The 17,989-nt window shown below is 36.4% G+C and carries 14 protein-coding genes; 10 read left to right on the top strand and 4 right to left on the bottom strand.

Features of this window, described 5'->3' with window-relative positions:
• Positions 1-68: 68 nt before the first annotated feature.
• The 3 genes from DFQ08_RS09245 to DFQ08_RS09235 are packed head-to-tail and all read left to right on the top strand — an operon-like array spanning position 69 to position 4,125.
• Complete coding sequence (locus DFQ08_RS09245; protein ID WP_114310173.1) at positions 69-2,048, top strand: M1 family metallopeptidase; 1,980 nt, start codon at positions 69-71, stop codon at positions 2,046-2,048.
• The gene (locus DFQ08_RS09240) at positions 2,048-2,932 is read left to right on the top strand and encodes a patatin-like phospholipase family protein (RefSeq protein ID WP_114309744.1); all 885 of its coding nucleotides are present in this window, start codon (positions 2,048-2,050) and stop codon (positions 2,930-2,932) included. Before DFQ08_RS09245 ends, DFQ08_RS09240 begins: the two co-directional genes overlap by 1 nt.
• A 41-nt stretch (positions 2,933-2,973) precedes the next feature.
• The gene (locus DFQ08_RS09235; RefSeq protein ID WP_114309743.1) at positions 2,974-4,125 is read left to right on the top strand and encodes a lycopene cyclase family protein; all 1,152 of its coding nucleotides are present in this window, start codon (positions 2,974-2,976) and stop codon (positions 4,123-4,125) included.
• Positions 4,126-4,166: 41 nt separating this feature from the next.
• Here DFQ08_RS09235 and DFQ08_RS09230 read toward each other — a convergent pair whose 3' ends face one another.
• Both DFQ08_RS09230 and DFQ08_RS09225 read right to left on the bottom strand, forming a co-directional pair.
• Positions 4,167-4,406, bottom strand: a complete 240-nt coding sequence (locus DFQ08_RS09230) for a hypothetical protein (protein ID WP_114309742.1) — start codon at positions 4,404-4,406, stop codon at positions 4,167-4,169.
• A 7-nt stretch (positions 4,407-4,413) separates the two neighbouring features.
• Complete coding sequence (locus DFQ08_RS09225; RefSeq protein ID WP_114309741.1) at positions 4,414-4,872, bottom strand: SRPBCC family protein; 459 nt, start codon at positions 4,870-4,872, stop codon at positions 4,414-4,416.
• Positions 4,873-5,157: 285 nt separating this feature from the next.
• On the opposite strand from DFQ08_RS09225, the gene DFQ08_RS09220 reads away from it, so the two are divergent.
• From DFQ08_RS09220 to DFQ08_RS09190, 7 genes are all read left to right on the top strand, one after another.
• The gene (locus tag DFQ08_RS09220) at positions 5,158-7,068 is read left to right on the top strand and encodes a peptidylprolyl isomerase (RefSeq protein WP_245935426.1); all 1,911 of its coding nucleotides are present in this window, start codon (positions 5,158-5,160) and stop codon (positions 7,066-7,068) included.
• A 12-nt stretch (positions 7,069-7,080) separates the two neighbouring features.
• Positions 7,081-7,932, top strand: a complete 852-nt coding sequence (locus tag DFQ08_RS09215; protein WP_245935406.1) for a peptidyl-prolyl cis-trans isomerase — start codon at positions 7,081-7,083, stop codon at positions 7,930-7,932.
• A complete protein-coding gene (locus tag DFQ08_RS09210; protein ID WP_114309739.1) occupies positions 7,880-9,334 on the top strand; it encodes a peptidylprolyl isomerase in 1,455 nt (484 codons plus the stop codon). Before DFQ08_RS09215 ends, DFQ08_RS09210 begins: the two co-directional genes overlap by 53 nt.
• A 6-nt stretch (positions 9,335-9,340) precedes the next feature.
• A complete protein-coding gene (locus tag DFQ08_RS09205; protein WP_114309738.1) occupies positions 9,341-10,294 on the top strand; it encodes an AAA family ATPase in 954 nt (317 codons plus the stop codon).
• 376 nt (positions 10,295-10,670) lie between these two features.
• Positions 10,671-13,448 (top strand): bifunctional aconitate hydratase 2/2-methylisocitrate dehydratase, encoded by a 2,778-nt coding sequence (locus DFQ08_RS09200; RefSeq protein ID WP_114309737.1) that lies wholly within the window; start codon positions 10,671-10,673, stop codon positions 13,446-13,448.
• Between the two features lie 237 nt (positions 13,449-13,685).
• Positions 13,686-15,953: an aconitate hydratase gene (locus DFQ08_RS09195; protein WP_114309736.1), complete on the top strand. Its 2,268-nt coding sequence runs from the start codon at positions 13,686-13,688 to the stop codon at positions 15,951-15,953.
• A 129-nt stretch (positions 15,954-16,082) separates the two neighbouring features.
• A complete protein-coding gene (locus DFQ08_RS09190) occupies positions 16,083-16,673 on the top strand; it encodes a TlpA family protein disulfide reductase (RefSeq protein WP_114309735.1) in 591 nt (196 codons plus the stop codon).
• Positions 16,674-16,681: 8 nt separating this feature from the next.
• On the opposite strand, the gene DFQ08_RS09185 is transcribed toward DFQ08_RS09190, so the two are convergent.
• Entirely contained in the window at positions 16,682-17,128 is a 447-nt protein-coding gene (locus DFQ08_RS09185; protein WP_114309734.1) for a sterol desaturase family protein, read from the bottom strand.
• 18 nt (positions 17,129-17,146) lie between these two features.
• Complete coding sequence (locus tag DFQ08_RS09180) at positions 17,147-17,986, bottom strand: phytoene/squalene synthase family protein (protein ID WP_114309733.1); 840 nt, start codon at positions 17,984-17,986, stop codon at positions 17,147-17,149.
• Positions 17,987-17,989 lie beyond the last annotated feature (3 nt).

The raw sequence follows: 17,989 nt of genomic DNA, 5'->3' as shown, positions 1-17,989 counted from the left end.
TAGCGCATAGTTTTTAGGAGACCATTTAAAATCTTTACATTGGTCTTAATTAATGTATGTTTAAGTTTATGAATAAAGCTTTCGTTATTGCGTTCCTTTTAATTTTAAGGATGAGCTATGCGCAACAAACCCAAGTTGTCGATTTTAAAAAAGCCCATGCCTTGTTGAATGTAGAGGCAGATTCTTTGCGGATCAGTGGGCAAGTAAGCTATCAATTTAAGATATTAAAAGCCGTAGATTCTGTTTATCTCGATGCGGTAGATATGAATTTTAATAAAGTTGAAATTTTACAGGATAGTGTAAAGCTAGAATCTGCTTCTCACGCTAACCTTAAGGATAAAATTGTTTTTAAATACCCGTTTCAGAAAAACAAAGATTATACTGTTCGTTTTAAGTATGAAGCAAAGCCTAAGAAAGCTTTATATTTTTTAAAACGGGAGAAAGAACCTCAAATCTGGACACAAGGTCAAGGGAAATATACCAGTCATTGGTTTCCTAGCTTAGATGATGTTAATGATAAAATTATTTTTAATCTTAGTTTAGAGGGGTGGGATAATTATACGTTTGTCGCTAATGGGGTGGCCTTAGCAGAGGGGCGCCTACCTAATGGTAAACTGAAGCGATCTTACCAAATGCAGCAGCCTATGTCTAGTTATTTGCTAGCATTGGTGTTGGGCCGTTATGAAAAAACTACCAAGGTTTCAGATCGTGGAATTCCTCTAGTGCAGTATTATTATCCTAAAGACACCTTAAAAGTAGAGCCAACCTACCGTTACTCCGAAAAGATGTTTAATTTTTTAGAACAAGAAATAGGTGTGCCTTACCCATGGCAAGTGTATAAACAAGTGCCAGTACACGATTTTTTATATGCTGGTATGGAGAATACAAGTCTTACTATTTTTTCGGATGCCTATATGGTCGACGATATTGGGTTTAACGATAAAAACTATGTGAATATTAATGCTCACGAACTGGCGCATCAATGGTTTGGAGATCTTGTTACGGCCACCTCAGGAGAACACCATTGGTTACAAGAAGGGTTTGCGACCTATTATGCCTTGCTCGCGGAGCGTGATATTTTTGGGGAAGACTATTACTATTTTAAATTGTTAGAATCGGTTATAGATTTAAGTCATCAAGACTTATCAGGAAAAGGCACATCGCTGTTAGATCCAAAATCGAGCAGTTTAACCTTTTACCAACGTGGTGCATGGGTGTTGCATGTCTTACGAGGTATTGTCGGGGATCAGGTGTTTAAGCAAGCTGTAAAAAGGTATTTGGAAAAACATCAATTTGGAACTGTGAAAACGACCGATTTTATTTCTGAAGTGGAAAAAGGTTATGGGCAGTCTTTATCTAGTTTTGTGAATTATTGGATTAAAAACAAAGCCTTTCCTTATGAAAAAGCCTTCGAACTATTAAAAAAGCAGTCACCAGCCGTTAATGAATTTGCTATGGTAGATTGTGAAGCTAAAACGTCTAAATGTGCGGAGTACTTAAAGTATTATGTCTCCGATAAAGCGAAAGCAAAAGTTATTAGTCAGGTGCCAGATTTAGTCAATGCAGAAACCTTTAAAAACAATCTTAAGGTACGCCAAGCTATTGCGCAATACGTCACTAAAATTCCTGAGAGTATAAAAACCGAATACGAGTCTTTATTAGAAGATAACTCTTATGTCACTATTGAGAAGGCTTTGTATAATCTTTGGACTAATTTCCCGCTAGACCGCTCCAAGTATTTGGCTAAAACGCGCGATGTTTCAGGGTTCAATGATAAAAATGTGAGGTTATTATGGATTGTATTAAACTTAAATACGCCCTATTATCAAACAGATAATAAGCAGCGTCTATTTGATGAGTTGGTAGACTATACCGGAGAACAATATAATGTAGAACTGAGAATGGGGGCTTTTAATTATTTGAACTTAATGTCAGCCTGTAATGAACAGTGCAGAGCCAATTTAGAAACGGCTAAAACCCATCATAATTGGAGAATGGTAAAGTTTGCAAAAGAATTATCTAACAAATTAGAAGAAAATAAAAAGTAATGCGCGCATTAGTAATTTCAGGAGGAGGAAGTAAAGGAGCATTTGCAGGTGGCGTGGCTCAATATTTAATGGAGCGCGAAAATAGAGAGTACGATATGTTCTTGGGCACCTCTACAGGTAGCTTATTGGTCCCTCATTTGGCAGTGAATAAAATAGGGAAACTCTATGATATTTTTACCAACGTACAACAGCAAGATATTTTTAGTGTCAGCCCTTTTATCCATCATAAAAAAGGCGATCGTGAGTACGTGTCTATTGATTATATAAATTCCCTTTGGCAGTTTATTAGACGCCGACGAACCTTTGGTGAAAGTAAAGCGCTGAAAAGAAGTATTCAGAAGAATGTGACCTATGAAGAGTATGTTCAGATTAGAAAGGAAAAGCACGATGTTGTTGTCACAGTTGCTAATTTATCCATGAATAGGGTAGAGTATAAATCCATACAAGAGTGTACCTATGAAGAGTTTTGCAATTGGGTTTGGATTTCTTGTAATTACGTGCCTTTTATGTCATTGGCTAAAGTAGATGGCTATGAGTATGCCGATGGCGGTTTGGGGAGTGTAATCCCTATCCGAGAGGCTATATTACGAGGCGCCACAGAGATTGATGCCATTGTTTTAGAAGCAGAAACCTTAGGGAAACAAAAAGTATTGGGTAAAAATCCATTTTCATTAATGATTGGTTTATTTGGGCACTTGTTAAACCAAGTGGAACGTAATGATATCATTATTGGGAAACTTGCTGCTAGAAATAAAAACGTAAAACTCAACCTTTATTATACCCCAACAAGCCTTACCGAGAACTCCCTTATTTTTAGCAAACGCTTAATGGAGAAATGGTGGAAGGAAGGTTATGGTTATGCTGAAAAAAGACATTCAAAATAACAAAGCTACCGTTTACCAATTACTGATTTTTTTTACGACCAATGAAAGACAAGAGTCTTAAATACGATTATATCATTGCTGGTGCAGGAGCATCGGGCTTACTGTTAGCTTACAGATTGTCTCAAGATCCTTTTTTTAGCTCAAAGTCTATTTTAATTGTAGATAAAGAGAAGAAAAAGGACAATGATAGAACTTGGTGTTATTGGGAGTCTGGTGTTGGTCCTTGGGATGCGCTTCTAACAAAAACATGGCATTCGGTGTATTTCGGAAGTGCCACATTTTCTAAAACAATAGCTATAGCACCATATCGTTATAAGATGATTCGTAGTGCTGCGTTTTATGAATTGCTTTGGAAGGAAGTCGATTTAAATCCTCAGATTACTTTTGTAGCTGCTGAGGTGGAAAAGGTTTTAGAAGGCGATAATCAAGTGCAGGTGATGACCCCTATAACAACGTTTTATGGGGCTAAACTTTTCACAAGTATACCGAATCCGGAAACCTATAAGTCTCAAACGAAATTCCCTCTAATTCATCAGCATTTTGTAGGTTGGTTTATAGAAACAACATCAGATACTTTTGACGATTCAAAGGCTACCATGATGGATTTTGCCATTCCTCAAAAAGGAAATACCCGTTTTATGTATGTACTGCCGTTATCGAAGCGCAAAGCCTTAATAGAATATACCTTGTTTTCTAAATCTCTTTTAGCCTATTCTGACTATGAGAAGGCTATAGCAGGTTATTTGACGGCGAATAATATTACAGATTATACGATAGTAGAAAAGGAGCAGGGTAATATCCCAATGACCTCTTTTGATTTTAACACGCTAAATTCAAAACACATCCTTCATATAGGGACGGCAGGGGGCTGGACAAAAGCCAGTACCGGGTATACCTTTCAAAATACAGTAAAAAAGACAAAGGCCTTACAGGCATTTTTAAAACAAGATCACGATCTTCGCCGTTTTCATAAGGCTTCAAAGTTCCGGTTTTACGATCTTATCTTTTTAGATGTTTTGGCCAATCATAATGGAGAAGGTGCCGCTCTTTTTAGTGCGATGTTTAAAAAGGCCCATATTAAAACGATTTTTAAATTTTTAGATGAAGAGTCCTCGTATTTGGAAGATTTAAAAATTATTCTCTCTGTGCCTCCTAAGCGTTTTATTCAAGCATTTTTTAAGCGCTTATTCTAAAAAGTTGTGAGCTCTCTAATTAGACTTTATAATGAGAAGGGTTACTCCGCGCTATAAACTTGTCCACGATGTGGTTTTAAGGTGTCTCGTATAGGTCGCATCTCGGCCTCATCAACCACTAAGTAAGCCAAGCTGTGCATGTCGCTAATTGTTTCAACCCCTGTAATAGTTATATCTAATTTATTAATAGCGATATATTCTTTAAGATGAATAAGGTGGTGTTCTGCTGTTTTTTGTCCGTGGGGCCCTTTAAAATCCCAGATCAGTTTTAATTGTCGCATGTATGGCTTAGTTGGGTTGGTGAACAGAAACGCCTTTTTCAAGATAATTTTTGAAATTAGACATCAAGGTTTTTGTTTGTTTCTTAAAGGCTCCAGGCATAAAGAATAAGCACAAACTCATCTTTAAACTAGTAGGCTGAAACTCATTTTTTGAAATCCAAAGCGTGGCGTTGTCTTCCGTGACTTTAAAGTAGTTTTCTTGTATGTTTCTTACCCCTTTAGTGGTGTACGTGGCATGCAGCTCACTCGGTAAGTTTTGTTTCGTCACAGTTTCTAAGACTTCCATTTTACACCTTCCGAAGTTGTACTTAAGCTTAATTTTAGCGCCCAATTGGTTAGGGACCCCAGAGATATGAGACGTGCTTACCAATCCATGTTGCCAATGTTTTAAGTTGTCAATGGTGTTTAATTTTTTTAGAACTTCTGAAATGGGTTTCTCAATTAAAATTTCAGTAGAATATTGCATAGGGATACAAATTTTGGTAAAAATAAAACAGTGTTTAAAAAAAGCAATATTTTCTCGATGTCTGTCCTATTTTCTTTATTAAATACAATTTTCGGACATAATCATCGACGTACGACATTGAAAACACCAATTTTAACGATGTTAAGAATATTACAATGCTCTCCAAACAGCTTGGTAAATACGCTATTTATGTTATTTTTGCTGCATTTGAAAAGTTATTCAATGTCACAGTATGTTTAATATATAGAATAAATGATGAGTCTAAAATTTAAATGTTTGTTAGTAGTGTGCTTGGCACTAAATTTTTCTTTTTCTCAAAATAATCAAGAGACCCTTTTAGAGGTTGATGGCGAGGCCATCAGCGCTGCAGAATTTATAAGGGTGTACAAAAAAAACTTAGACCTTGTTCAAGACGAAAGTCAGAAAAATATTGACGGGTATTTAAAGTTATTTACGGAATACCAACTGAAGTTAAAGGAAGCGAAGCGCTTAAAGTTAGACGAAGAAGCAAGTTATCAGCGAGAATTTAAGCGGTATAAAAAACAGCTTATAAAAAATTACATTTCAGATAATGAAGCTACAGATGCTTTAGTTAAGGAAGCTTACGAGCGCAGCAATATTGATCTTAATGCATCACACATCTTGGTGCTTTTAAAGAGCAACGCTAAGGATACGATTAATGCTTATAATCAAGTTTTGGCCTTAAGAAAAAGAGCTTTAAAAGAAGGCTTCGATAATTTGAAACCGCTACATAATGGTAAAACTATTTTTGTTGAAGATTTAGGTTATTTTTCGGCTTTTAAAATGGTTTATGATTTTGAGTCGGCAGCCTTCAATACGCCAAAAGGAGAAATTTCAATGCCTTTTAGAACGCAATTTGGTTATCATGTGGTAAAAGTCAATGATAGAAGACCAAGTCGAGGAACTTTAACGGCTGCGCATATAATGGTAAGTCTTAAGTCTAAAGATTCCCTAATTGACCCAGAAGAGCGTATTAATACTATTTATAAAAAATTACAGCAAGGCGAAAGCTTTGAGTCTTTAGCAAAACAATTTTCTGACGATAAGAACTCGGCCAATAAAGGTGGAAAATTAGCGCCTTTTAAAAGTGGTCAGTTAAGCTCTACTGAATTTGAAGACGCTGCTTTTGGTTTAGAACACGATGGTGATATTACCGCTCCATTTAAATCGGCCTTTGGTTGGCATATTGTAAAACGTATTGATCTACAGCCGGTGCCTTCGTTTGAAGATTCTAAATCTAAATTAGAATTACAGGTGAAAAGAGATACACGATCAAAGCTTATTGATGAAGCCATGGTTGAGAAGCTTAAATCCAAATACGAGATTACGTATAACGATGAAGCCAAAGCGTATTTTATAGGACTACTAAACGAGGACTATTACAAACGCTCTTGGGAGTTGCCCAAAGATTTTAAAGCGAATACAATGCTTTTCAAAATTAATAAAACCGTATTTACTTACGGAGATTTTGGAACACATCTAAAAACAGCAGAACGTCGTTACAGCGGGAAAAATATTGATTTTTCAGAAATCGTAGATAAAGAGTTTCATAGTTTTTTCAAAAGCACAATTCTACAATATAGAGAGGATAATCTAGAGGTAGAAAATGAAGAATATGCGCATATTTTAAAAGAGTATAGAGATGGCTTGTTACTTTTTGATTTAATGGAGCAAGAAGTGTGGAACAAAGCCGCTAAAGATACCACTGGTTTAGAGGAGTTTTATGAGAAAAATAAAGCAAATTACCAATGGGGCGATCGTGTAGAGGTGGTTATTGCATCTTCAGCAGACCAAGGACACATGAAAAAAATTCGTAAATTGATGAAGAAGGAGAAGTCGCAAGCAGCTATTAAAGCTAAAATAAACACAGACGAAGAACAAAACGTTATGTTTACGATAGGGACTTATCCGGTAACCGACCCGTTATTGCCATCTAATTTTAAAGCTAAAGAAGGTGTTTCTAAAGTTTATGAAAACCATGATGCGTTTCATGTTATAGATGTAAAATCAGTATTACCAGCCGGCCAAAAAAGCTTAGAAGAAGCTAAAGGCAATGTTATTAATGATTACCAAACTGAGATTGAATTAAATTGGCTTAATCAATTATACGAACGTTATAATATAACCGTTAATGAAGCAACGCTTCAAGCCGTTAAAGCACAACTAGAAAATTAATTTAAACGTCTTTTGAAACATTATATATATATAGGTCTACTTTGTACATTACTTTGCGGTTGTGATTTCTTTAAGCCAGCGCAAACGGAAGATCCCATTGCTAGAGTAAATGAGAACTACCTTTACAAAGACGATCTAAAAGATGTGGTTCCATTAGGAACGCCAAAAGAGGATAGTACCTTAATGATCAATGCCTATATAGAACGTTGGGCTAGACGTTTGTTGCTTATGGATGGCGCTTTGGTTAATCTTTCAGAAGAAAAACAAAATGAATTTTCTAAACTCGTAGAACAATATAAAAACGACCTCTATACTAAGGCCTATTTAGAAGGTTTAGTAAAGAAATCTATAGATTCGGTAGTGTCAAGGGAAACCGCAGAGCTATTTTACGAAGCCAATAAGGAGTCTTTTAAATTGAATGACGATTTAATTCAGTTTAGATACGTAAGCTTGCCTTTAAATCCTATTAATTTAGATACCATAAAAATGCGTTTTAAACGCTTTGAAGCGAAGGATAAAAAGTATCTCGATTCTATTTCTGTACAATTTAAATCTTACGCTTTAAGCGATTCCCTTTGGGTAAAACTGAGTCGTGTTACAGAGAAAATTCCGATCCTAAATAACAGGGATAAAAATGAACTGTTAAAAAAAACTAATTTTTTACAACTCAAAGATTCATTAAACTTATATTTGATGCTCGTTAATGACGTGCGCTTTCAAAATGATTATGCTCCTTTGGACTATGTGAATTCGTCAATTAAAAAAATTGTTATAAACAAGAGAAAGTTAGAGCTCATTAAGCAACTCGAAAATGATATTACAACAGATGCTATTAAAAACAATACATTCCAAATTTACAATTAAAGCTGCTTTTTTACTGTGCTTTATTTCTGTATCCATGATCAATGCTCAAGAAATCATTGATGATGAAGCCTCACAAGTAGAACAACCTAAAGATACGGTGGCACCTGCTACCCGTATTAAAGCCGATGGTGTGGCTGCTGTTGTTGGTGATTTTATAATTTTAGAATCAGACTTAGATCGCGAAATTGCACAACTTAAAGCGCAAGGTGCCGATCTTAAAGACATCACGCGTTGCGAACTTTTTGGAAGCCTTTTAGAAAGTAAACTATACGCGCACCAAGCCATACAAGATAGTATTTTGGTAAACGAATTGTATATCAGTCAGAATACAGAGCAACAAATACAAGGTATTTTGGCGCAAACGCAAGGCGATATGCAAGGCTTATTAGATTTCTATAAGAAAGATTCTGAAGAAGCTTTACGTGAGGAGATGAATGAAATTAATAAAAACAGATACCTCGCCTCAGAAATGCAAGCTAAAGTAACAGGCGATATAGAAGTGACTCCAGAAGAAGTACGTACATTTTTTAATGACATTCCTGAAGACGAACGTCCAATATTTGGTACGGAATTAAAATTAGCACAAATCGTTGTTATTCCTGAAGTTACTGAAGATGCCAAGCAAGCTGTTATTGATAGGCTAAAAGAATTTAAAAAAGATATTGAAGAAAATGGTGCTAGTTTTGTAACCAAAGCCATTTTCTATTCCGATGATGGTTCTAAAAGTGATGGTGGTAAATTACCAACCATGAACAGAAAGCAACCAAGAATGGTTAAGGAATTTAGAGATGTCGTCTTCTCTATGCAAGAAGGTGAAATTTCAGAACCTTTTGAAACGGATTTTGGTTATCATATCGTATTGTTAGAAAAAATTAGAGGTCAAGAGTACGATGTAAGACACATCTTATTACGTCCAGAGCTTACACAAGAAGCCATTCAGAAAGCAAAAGATGAAATTGATGAGGTAAGAGCTAAAATTATTGATGGTTCTTTAACTTTTGCAGATGCGGCTAGAGAATTTAGTGATGAGAAAGAAACGAAATATGAAGGCGGACAATTAACAAATCCTGTGACCCAAGATTTTAATTTTGAATTAACTCGTATTGAGCCTGAATTATATTCTCAAATTCAAGACTTAAAAGATGGAGAAATCAGTGAAGTGTTACAAGATGAAGATCGGGTAAATAGAATTAAGTTTAAAATTCTTACCGTTACTGACCGAATTGACGACCATAAGGCGGACTTTGCAAAAGATTACCTTAAGATTAAAAATTTAGCCTTACAGGACAAGCAAGTACAAGCCATAGCAAAATGGCAAAAAGAAACCATTGTAGATACATATATCAAAATTAATGGGGAGTATAGAGATTGTGATTTCCAAAGTAACTGGCTAAAAAAATAAGAATGTATGTCTGATGTTACCATTATTGAAAATTTTGTTCAAAAATATGCTGCGCTAAAGAAAGAAGTCGCCAAAGTGATCATCGGTCAAGATGAAGTGGTAGACCAAATTCTGATTTCAATTTTCTCTGGCGGTCACTCACTTTTAGTTGGAGTTCCTGGATTGGCAAAGACATTAATGGTAAATACAATTGCACAAGCCTTAGGTTTAAATTTTAAGCGTATTCAGTTTACGCCAGACCTGATGCCTAGTGATATTTTAGGAAGTGAAATCCTAGATGAAAACAGACAGTTTAAGTTTATAAAAGGCCCAATATTTTCTAATATTGTTTTGGCCGATGAGATTAACAGAACACCACCTAAAACGCAAGCCGCTTTATTAGAAGCGATGCAAGAACGCTCGGTAACGGTAGCCGGACATCAGTACAAATTAGATTTACCTTATTTTGTATTGGCCACCCAAAACCCAATTGAGCAAGAAGGAACTTATCCTTTGCCTGAAGCGCAATTAGACCGTTTTATGTTTGCCATAAACTTGGAGTATCCTTCGTTTCAAGAAGAGGTAGATGTGGTTAAAGCCACCACCACAGATGTTAAAAAGACGGTGAATGCTTTATTTAGCGCCCAAGAAATTATAGACTTTCAGAATGTAATTCGTCGTATTCCGGTGGCCGATAATGTTATTGAATACGCCGTTTCTTTAGTCGCTAAAACAAGGCCCAAAGCCAATTCTGCAGCCGAAATTGTTAAAGATTTTATCGATTGGGGAGCAGGACCTAGAGCCTCTCAAAACTTAATTTTAGCAGCCAAAACCCACGCCGCAACACAGGGTAAATTTTCACCAGATATTGAGAATGTTCAGGCCGTTGCCATTGGTATTTTAAGACACCGTATCATTAAAAATTACAAGGCTGAAGCGGAAGGCGTTTCCGAAGAAAAGATTATTCAGAGTCTCTTTTAATTCTACCACATCTTACGGGAATTTACGCTTGACTTGCGCTTGAAAAAAAGCCGCAATTTTACTTACATTTTTTAGAGCATTACCGTAGGATATGCAGCGTTTTCAAACGTTTTCTTTGCGTATTTTGAGAAACGATTTATGGCCTTCATTTCCGTTTTAAATTAATTCATATTAATTCTAAATAAATCCCTAAAGATAGGTGTGTGTCAACGCCTTGTTTTATAGGGGGTTATTTGATCTTTAGCGCTATCGAAGTTTTTCATATCACCATAGATTTAAAGAATAGGGCATATGCGGCTATATTTCTAAAATGTGTAAATTTGTTTCGTTTTAAAATAAACTAATAAAACACTTAAAGAATTCTATTTTATATTATATGAACATTTATAAAGATTACCTAAAGCAGATAGAAGAACGTAAAGAACAAGGGCTTCATCCGCAACCTATTGATGGTGCTGATTTATTAAGTCAGATCATTACGCAAATTAAAGATGTAGATCATGAAGATAGAGAAGCTTCTCTAGATTTCTTTATCTATAATGTGTTACCAGGAACAACAAGTGCTGCTGGTGTTAAGGCCAAGTTTTTAAAAGAAATCATTTTAGGAGAAGCCGTGGTTAAAGAAATTTCTCCAAGCTTCGCTTTTGAGCAATTGTCTCATATGAAAGGTGGACCTTCTATTGAAGTCTTATTAGATTTAGCTTTAGGTAACGATGCCGCTATTGCTAAAGAGGCTGCTGAAGTTTTAAAAACTCAAGTATTCCTTTATGAAGCAGATACCGCACGTTTAGAAGCGGCTTATAAAGAAGGAAGTGCAATTGCAAAAGAGATCATTGAGAGCTATGCGAAAGCAGAATTTTTCACGAAGCTTCCTGAAGTTGAAGAAGAAATTAAAGTTGTAACCTTTATTGCAGGAGTTGGTGATATTTCTACCGATTTATTATCGCCAGGAGGTGATGCACACTCTAGATCGGATAGAGAATTGCATGGTCAGTGTTTATTTGAGCACAATAAAGAAAAGCAAAATGAATTAAAAGCCTTACAAGCAGAGCACCCGGATAAACGCGTGATGCTTATTGCTGAAAAAGGAACCATGGGAGTAGGATCTTCTAGAATGTCTGGTGTAAATAACGTGGCGTTATGGACCGGTATTAAATCAAGTCCTTACGTACCATTTATAAATATTGCCCCAATTATTGCTGGGACAAACGGTATATCTCCAATTTTCTTAACCACTGTTGGGGTAACAGGAGGGATAGGAATTGACCTTAAAAACTGGGTAAAAACTTATGATGCAGAAGGAAACGTTATCAGAGATGAAAACGGAGATCCTGTATTAGAGGAAGCCTATTCTGTAGCTACTGGTACGGTATTAACCGTTAATACAAAAGAGAAAAAATTATACAACGGCGATCAAGAGTTAATGGATATTTCAGCGTCATTAACGCCTCAGAAGTTAGAGTTTATTAAAGCTGGTGGATCTTATGCTGTGGTATTTGGTAAAAAATTACAAACCTTCGCTTCAAAATGCTTAGATATTGATGTGGTACCCGTTTATGCGACATCAAAAGAAATCTCTATTGAAGGGCAAGGCCTTACAGCTGTTGAAAAAATATTCAACAAAAACGCCGTAGGAACAACACCGGGTAAAACCTTACATGCAGGTTCTGATGTACGTGTAGAAGTTAATATTGTTGGGTCTCAAGATACCACAGGTTTAATGACTTCTCAAGAGTTAGAAATGATGGCAGCAACGATTATTTCTCCAATTGTTGATGGGGCTTACCAATCAGGTTGTCATACCGCTTCGGTTTGGGATAATAAATCTAAAGCGAACATTCCTAGATTGATGAAATTTATGAATGATTTCGGATTGATTACAGCTCGTGATCCTGAAAACAAATACAAGCCAATGACCGATGTGATTCACAAAGTGTTGAATGACATTACTGTCGATGATTGGGCTATAATTATTGGTGGAGATTCACATACAAGAATGTCTAAAGGTGTAGCGTTCGGAGCCGATTCTGGTACCGTAGCCTTAGCTTTAGCAACCGGTGAGGCATCTATGCCAATTCCACAGTCTGTAAAAGTGACCTTTAAAGGAGAGATGAAAGACTATATGGATTTCCGTGATGTCGTTCATGCAACGCAACAACAAATGCTTTCACAGTTTGGTGGAGATAACGTATTCCAAGGGCGTATTATTGAAGTTCATTTAGGAACTTTAACTGCCGATCAGGCCTTTACATTTACCGATTGGACTGCTGAAATGAAAGCAAAAGCATCAATCTGTATTTCTGAAGACGAAACTTTAATCGAATCTTTAGAGATTGCGAAAAGCAGAATCCAGATTATGATTGATAAAGGTATGGACAACAAATTGAACGTACTTCAAGGATTAATTGACATTGCTGAAAAGCGTATTGCTGAAATTAAGTCGGGCGAAAAACCTGCTTTGGCACCAGATGCAAATGCTAAATATTTTGCAGAAGTGGTTGTAGATCTAGATCAGATTGCAGAACCAATGATTGCAGATCCAGATGTTAATAATGATGATGTTTCTAAGCGTTATACACATGATACCATTAGGCCTTTATCATTCTACGGAGGTACAAAACAAGTTGATTTAGGGTTTATAGGATCTTGTATGGTGCATAAAGGCGATATGAAGATTTTAGCACAGATGCTAAAGAATATCGAAGCACAACAAGGAAAGGTGGAATTTAATGCGCCTTTAGTTGTGGCACCTCCAACGTACAATATTGTAGATGAATTAAAAGAAGAAGGCGACTGGGAAGTTTTACAGAAGTATTCTGGGTTTGAATTTGATGATAATGCGCCTAAAGCTGCAGCACGTACTAAATATGAAAATATGTTGTATTTAGAGCGTCCAGGATGTAACCTATGTATGGGTAACCAAGAGAAAGCCGAACCAGGAGATACGGTAATGGCAACATCAACACGTTTATTCCAAGGACGTGTGGTTAAAGATTCAGGAGAGAAAAAAGGAGAATCTTTATTAACGTCAACACCAGTTGTAGTGTTATCTACAATCTTAGGAAGAACACCAAACCTTACGGAGTATCAAGCCGCTGTAGAAGGGATTAACTTAACAAAGTTTAAGCCTTCTAGCAAGTTGTTAGCCGTATAAGAGATAATATTTTAATAGAGACAAAGCCTGAGTTTTTAAACTCAGGCTTTTTTGTGTCAATAATTCTTGTAAATGGGCTAATCCTTTTAAAGATGACTAGCGGCAAACTGGCCCTAATTCTATGTTTATTTTCAAATGAGAAGATCTGCCCCAAACTTCACCCGTTTCGTTTTTATAATAATTCTATATTTTGTATATTGTAGAATTGAATTAATTTAAATTTTAACAGATATACATATGGCATTTGACATCGACATGATTAAAGGTGTGTACACCAAAATGACTGACCGTGTAGACGAAGCACGCAAGATTGTAGGTAAACCACTAACACTTTCAGAAAAAATACTTTATTCTCACTTGTGGGATGGTAAAACAGATCAAGCGTTTACAAGAGGGAAGGATTATGTAGATTTTGCACCAGACCGTGTGGCTTGCCAAGATGCAACAGCACAAATGGCCTTGTTACAATTTATGCAAGCGGGTAAGCCTAAAGTTGCAGTCCCTACCACAGTACATTGTGACCATTTAATTCAAGCTAAAGATGGGGCGGCGGCAGATTTAAAACATGCTAACCAAACGAGTAGCGAAGTTTTCAATTTTTTAGAGTCCGTTTCTAATAAGTACGGCATTGGATTTTGGAAACCAGGTGCTGGTATTATTCACCAAGTTGTTTTAGAAAATTATGCTTTTCCTGGTGGAATGATGATAGGTACAGATTCACATACCGTAAATGCCGGGGGATTAGGAATGGTTGCTATTGGTGTAGGTGGTGCAGATGCTGTAGACGTTATGGCAGGTATGGCTTGGGAGCTTAAATTCCCTAAACTGATTGGTGTGAAACTAACCGGAACACTTTCAGGATGGACCGCACCTAAAGATGTAATTTTAAAAGTGGCTGAAATTCTTACCGTAAAAGGAGGGACAGGAGCTATTGTAGAATATTTTGGACCAGGAGCAACGTCTATGTCTTGTACAGGTAAAGGTACCATCTGTAATATGGGAGCTGAAATTGGAGCTACAACGTCAACCTTTGGATACGATGATTCTATGGAACGTTATTTACGTTCTACAGACCGTGCCGACGTCGCGGATGCAGCTAATGCTATTAGACCCTATTTAACAGCTGATGATGAAGTTTATGCAAATCCAGAGGCATACTTTGATCAAGTGATCGAAATTAACCTTTCAGAATTAGGTCCACTTTTAAATGGTCCGTTTACGCCAGACTTATCTACAGAAGTTGGGTCGGCGATGACAGAAAAAGCAACGGCTAATGAGTGGCCACTTCAAGTAGAATGGGGACTCATTGGGTCTTGTACCAATTCTTCTTATGAAGATTTATCTAGAGCCTCATCTATAGCGCAGCAAGCTTTAGATAAAGGTTTAAAAATTAAAGCCGATTTAGGAATAAATCCAGGATCAGAGCAAGTACGTTACACTGCAGAACGCGATGGTATTTTAGGCATTTTTGAAAAACTAGATGCTAAAATTTTTACTAATGCTTGTGGACCATGTATAGGTCAGTGGGCTCGTTATAGCGATCCTAAAAACGCACCAAAAAACAGTATCGTTCATTCGTTTAACCGAAACTTTGCCAAGCGCGCAGACGGAAACCCTAATACGCATGCCTTCGTCGCTTCTCCAGAATTAACGGCAGCAATTGCTATTGCTGGACGCTTAGATTTTAATCCTTTAACGGACAAACTTATTAATGAAAACGGAGAAGAAGTGATGTTTGAAGAACCAACAGGATGGGAACTACCTCCTAAAGGTTTTGAAGTGAAAGATAATGGTTATTTAGCACCAAGAGAAGATGGTAGTAGCGTTGTGGTGTCTGTAGCTGATGATTCTGAACGTCTGCAATTACTAGAGCCATTTACACCGCTCGGAGATAGTATTACAGGAGCGAAGTTATTGATTAAGGCTTTTGGAAAATGTACCACAGACCACATTTCTATGGCAGGACCTTGGTTACGTTTTAGAGGGCACTTAGATAATATTGCAAACAATACGTTAATTGGAGCCGTAAACGCCTTCGGAAAGAAAACCAATTTTGTGAAGAATCAATTAACTGGAGAATATGAAGGGGTGCCAGATACCGCAAGAGCGTATAAAGCAGCTGGAATAAAATCTATCGTAGTAGGTGATCATAATTATGGTGAAGGATCTTCTAGAGAGCACGCGGCAATGCAACCAAGACATTTGGGTGTGGCTGCAGTGATTGTAAAGTCTTTTGCACGTATCCATGAAACCAATCTTAAAAAACAGGGAATGTTAGGTTTAACATTCGATAATGAAGCGGACTACGATTTAATACAAGAAGATGATACGTTCAACTTTACAGATTTAAATGAATTCGCTCCAGATAAGCAATTACATGTAGAAGTGGTTCATAAAGATGGAACTAAGGATGTGTTAGCCTTAAATCATACCTATAATCAAGCACAAATTGAGTGGTATAATGAAGGGTCTGCATTAAACCTGATTAAAAAGCAAAATGCCTAATAGTTAAAAAGGCCTAACGTGATAAAAACTCCTGAGTATTCAGGAGTTTTTTTTATACTTAAAAGTTCGTAAGTTATGGCAGTGGTCTAAGACCAAACGGCATAACGAAACGTTTTAATCATTCTAATAATGCATCAAGAAAAACCCCAAAAGTCTAAAAAAGAAAAGGTTTATAATATTTCATTTATTGTAATCATTTTGTTGCTTTTAATCCCTCAAACTAGAATGCCTCTACAAGTGGTGTTACATAAAGGGTTGAGTTATATAAAATCATCTTCTATGATCGAAGAAGAACAACAAATTCAACTGGATGATCTCAATTGGATTCTAAAAGAAGAGGATGGGAATACCATAAATTTTAGCCGTACTAAAGGTAAAGTGGTACTTATAAATTTCTGGGCGACATGGTGTCCTCCGTGTATTGCAGAAATGCCAAGTCTTCAAGCCTTGTATGAGGATTATGGCGATGAAGTGGTGTTTTTATTTGTAACCAATGATGCTATTGAAACTGTTGAAGCGTTTAAAGAGAAGCGCGGTTTCAATTTCAAAAGTGTCCAGCCTATAACTAAGCCACCGCAAGGCTTATTAACCAGTTCTATTCCTAGAACCCTTATCATTAATAAATATGGGGCTATTGTCGTCGATGAAACAGGTGCTGTAAACTGGAATAGTGCTAGCGTTAGAGCACAATTAGATGCACTATTGGCGGAAACCTTATAGGCAATTATCTATTTAAAATATTTAAAAGGAACAACGAGCATCCCAAAATTTTCACCTTTGTGTTTGCCTAAGTGTTTATGATGAATTTTATGGGCACGTCTTAAGCCTCGAGCATATTTGTTATCGATATTTCTTAACCATTTAAAACGTTGGTGAATAAAGATATCGTGTACAATAAAATAAGCCATTCCATAGACTAAGATGCCCAAACCAATGGGTAGGGTATACCAAACATCTTCATAACTCCACAAATAAAAGCAGGTGATACTTACAATAGCGTAAAAGATAAAGAACGCATCGTTACGCTCAAACCAGCTATCGTGGTCTTTATGATGATGGTCCTTATGCAGGCTCCATAGAAAACCATGCATAATATATTTATGCGTAAACCACGCATTAAATTCCATCATAGAAAATGTTCCGAGAAAAATAAGGATCCAATAAAACGTTTGCATAATAAGTGTTAACTAGGTTTAAAGTAAATTAAGTTGGTACTTAACATAACTTCTTGTGAGTAATTCTATTTTTCTATAATTAGGAACTCTTATTCGAGTTGATTTAATCTGTAAAGCCGGGGTATTCTTTAGTTTTTCTAGTAGTTTGCTATAATAGCGATAAGCCATAAACACGCCAAACTTCGCTTCTAAAGGTAATTTCCTTATTCCTTGTAATCCTTTAGCAAAATCAGCTTCAATTTCCGTGATAATGGCTTTTTTTGAAGCTTCATCTAACTGATTTAAATCGGTATTGGGAAAATACGTTCGACTTAAATCTTCAAAATCGGCCTTTAAATCGCGCAAGAAATTCACCTTTTGAAAAGCGGAACCTAAACTCATAGCAGAGTCCTTTAATTCATCAAACTTAGCCTGATCTCCTTTCACAAAAACCTTTAAGCACATGAGGCCTACAACATCTGCAGATCCGTAAATGTAAGTTTTATATTCAGCATCCGTTAAGTAATCTTTTTTATGAAGGTCTAGACGCATACTGTGCATAAAAGCTTCTACATAGTGTTTGTCAATTCCGTAATTATGATAGGTTTCTTGAAAGGCGTTCAATATCGGATTTAAACTAATCTTATCTTTTAATGCGGCTTCAAGATCGTTTTCAAATCGGTTAAAAAGCGTTTCTTTATCATAATCATGAAAAGAATCTACAATCTCATCAGCAAACCGTACAAAACCATAAATATTATAGATGTCCTGTCTTATATTTTTTGAGAGCATTTTGGTCGCTAAGGAGAATGACGTACTGTAAGCGTTTGTTACAACTTGGCTGCAGGTCTTAGAAACGGTGTCAAAAATTGATTTCATAGG

The organism is Winogradskyella arenosi (assembly GCF_003337305.1).
GTDB classification, from domain to species: Bacteria; Bacteroidota; Bacteroidia; order Flavobacteriales; family Flavobacteriaceae; genus Winogradskyella; species Winogradskyella arenosi.
This window is presented reverse-complemented; position numbering and strand designations above follow the sequence as displayed.

Coding starts and splice junctions, on each gene's coding strand:
- DFQ08_RS09245 (WP_114310173.1), top strand. CDS start 69: ATGAATAAAGCTTTCGTTATTGCGTTCCTTTTAATTTTAAGGATGAGC.
- DFQ08_RS09225 (WP_114309741.1), bottom strand. CDS start 4,872: ATGCAATATTCTACTGAAATTTTAATTGAGAAACCCATTTCAGAAGTT.
- DFQ08_RS09230 (WP_114309742.1), bottom strand. CDS start 4,406: ATGCGACAATTAAAACTGATCTGGGATTTTAAAGGGCCCCACGGACAA.
- DFQ08_RS09205 (WP_114309738.1), top strand. CDS start 9,341: ATGTCTGATGTTACCATTATTGAAAATTTTGTTCAAAAATATGCTGCG.
- DFQ08_RS09240 (WP_114309744.1), top strand. CDS start 2,048: ATGCGCGCATTAGTAATTTCAGGAGGAGGAAGTAAAGGAGCATTTGCA.
- DFQ08_RS09180 (WP_114309733.1), bottom strand. CDS start 17,986: ATGAAATCAATTTTTGACACCGTTTCTAAGACCTGCAGCCAAGTTGTA.
- DFQ08_RS09210 (WP_114309739.1), top strand. CDS start 7,880: ATGATATTACAACAGATGCTATTAAAAACAATACATTCCAAATTTACA.
- DFQ08_RS09190 (WP_114309735.1), top strand. CDS start 16,083: ATGCATCAAGAAAAACCCCAAAAGTCTAAAAAAGAAAAGGTTTATAAT.
- DFQ08_RS09195 (WP_114309736.1), top strand. CDS start 13,686: ATGGCATTTGACATCGACATGATTAAAGGTGTGTACACCAAAATGACT.
- DFQ08_RS09235 (WP_114309743.1), top strand. CDS start 2,974: ATGAAAGACAAGAGTCTTAAATACGATTATATCATTGCTGGTGCAGGA.
- DFQ08_RS09185 (WP_114309734.1), bottom strand. CDS start 17,128: ATGCAAACGTTTTATTGGATCCTTATTTTTCTCGGAACATTTTCTATG.
- DFQ08_RS09200 (WP_114309737.1), top strand. CDS start 10,671: ATGAACATTTATAAAGATTACCTAAAGCAGATAGAAGAACGTAAAGAA.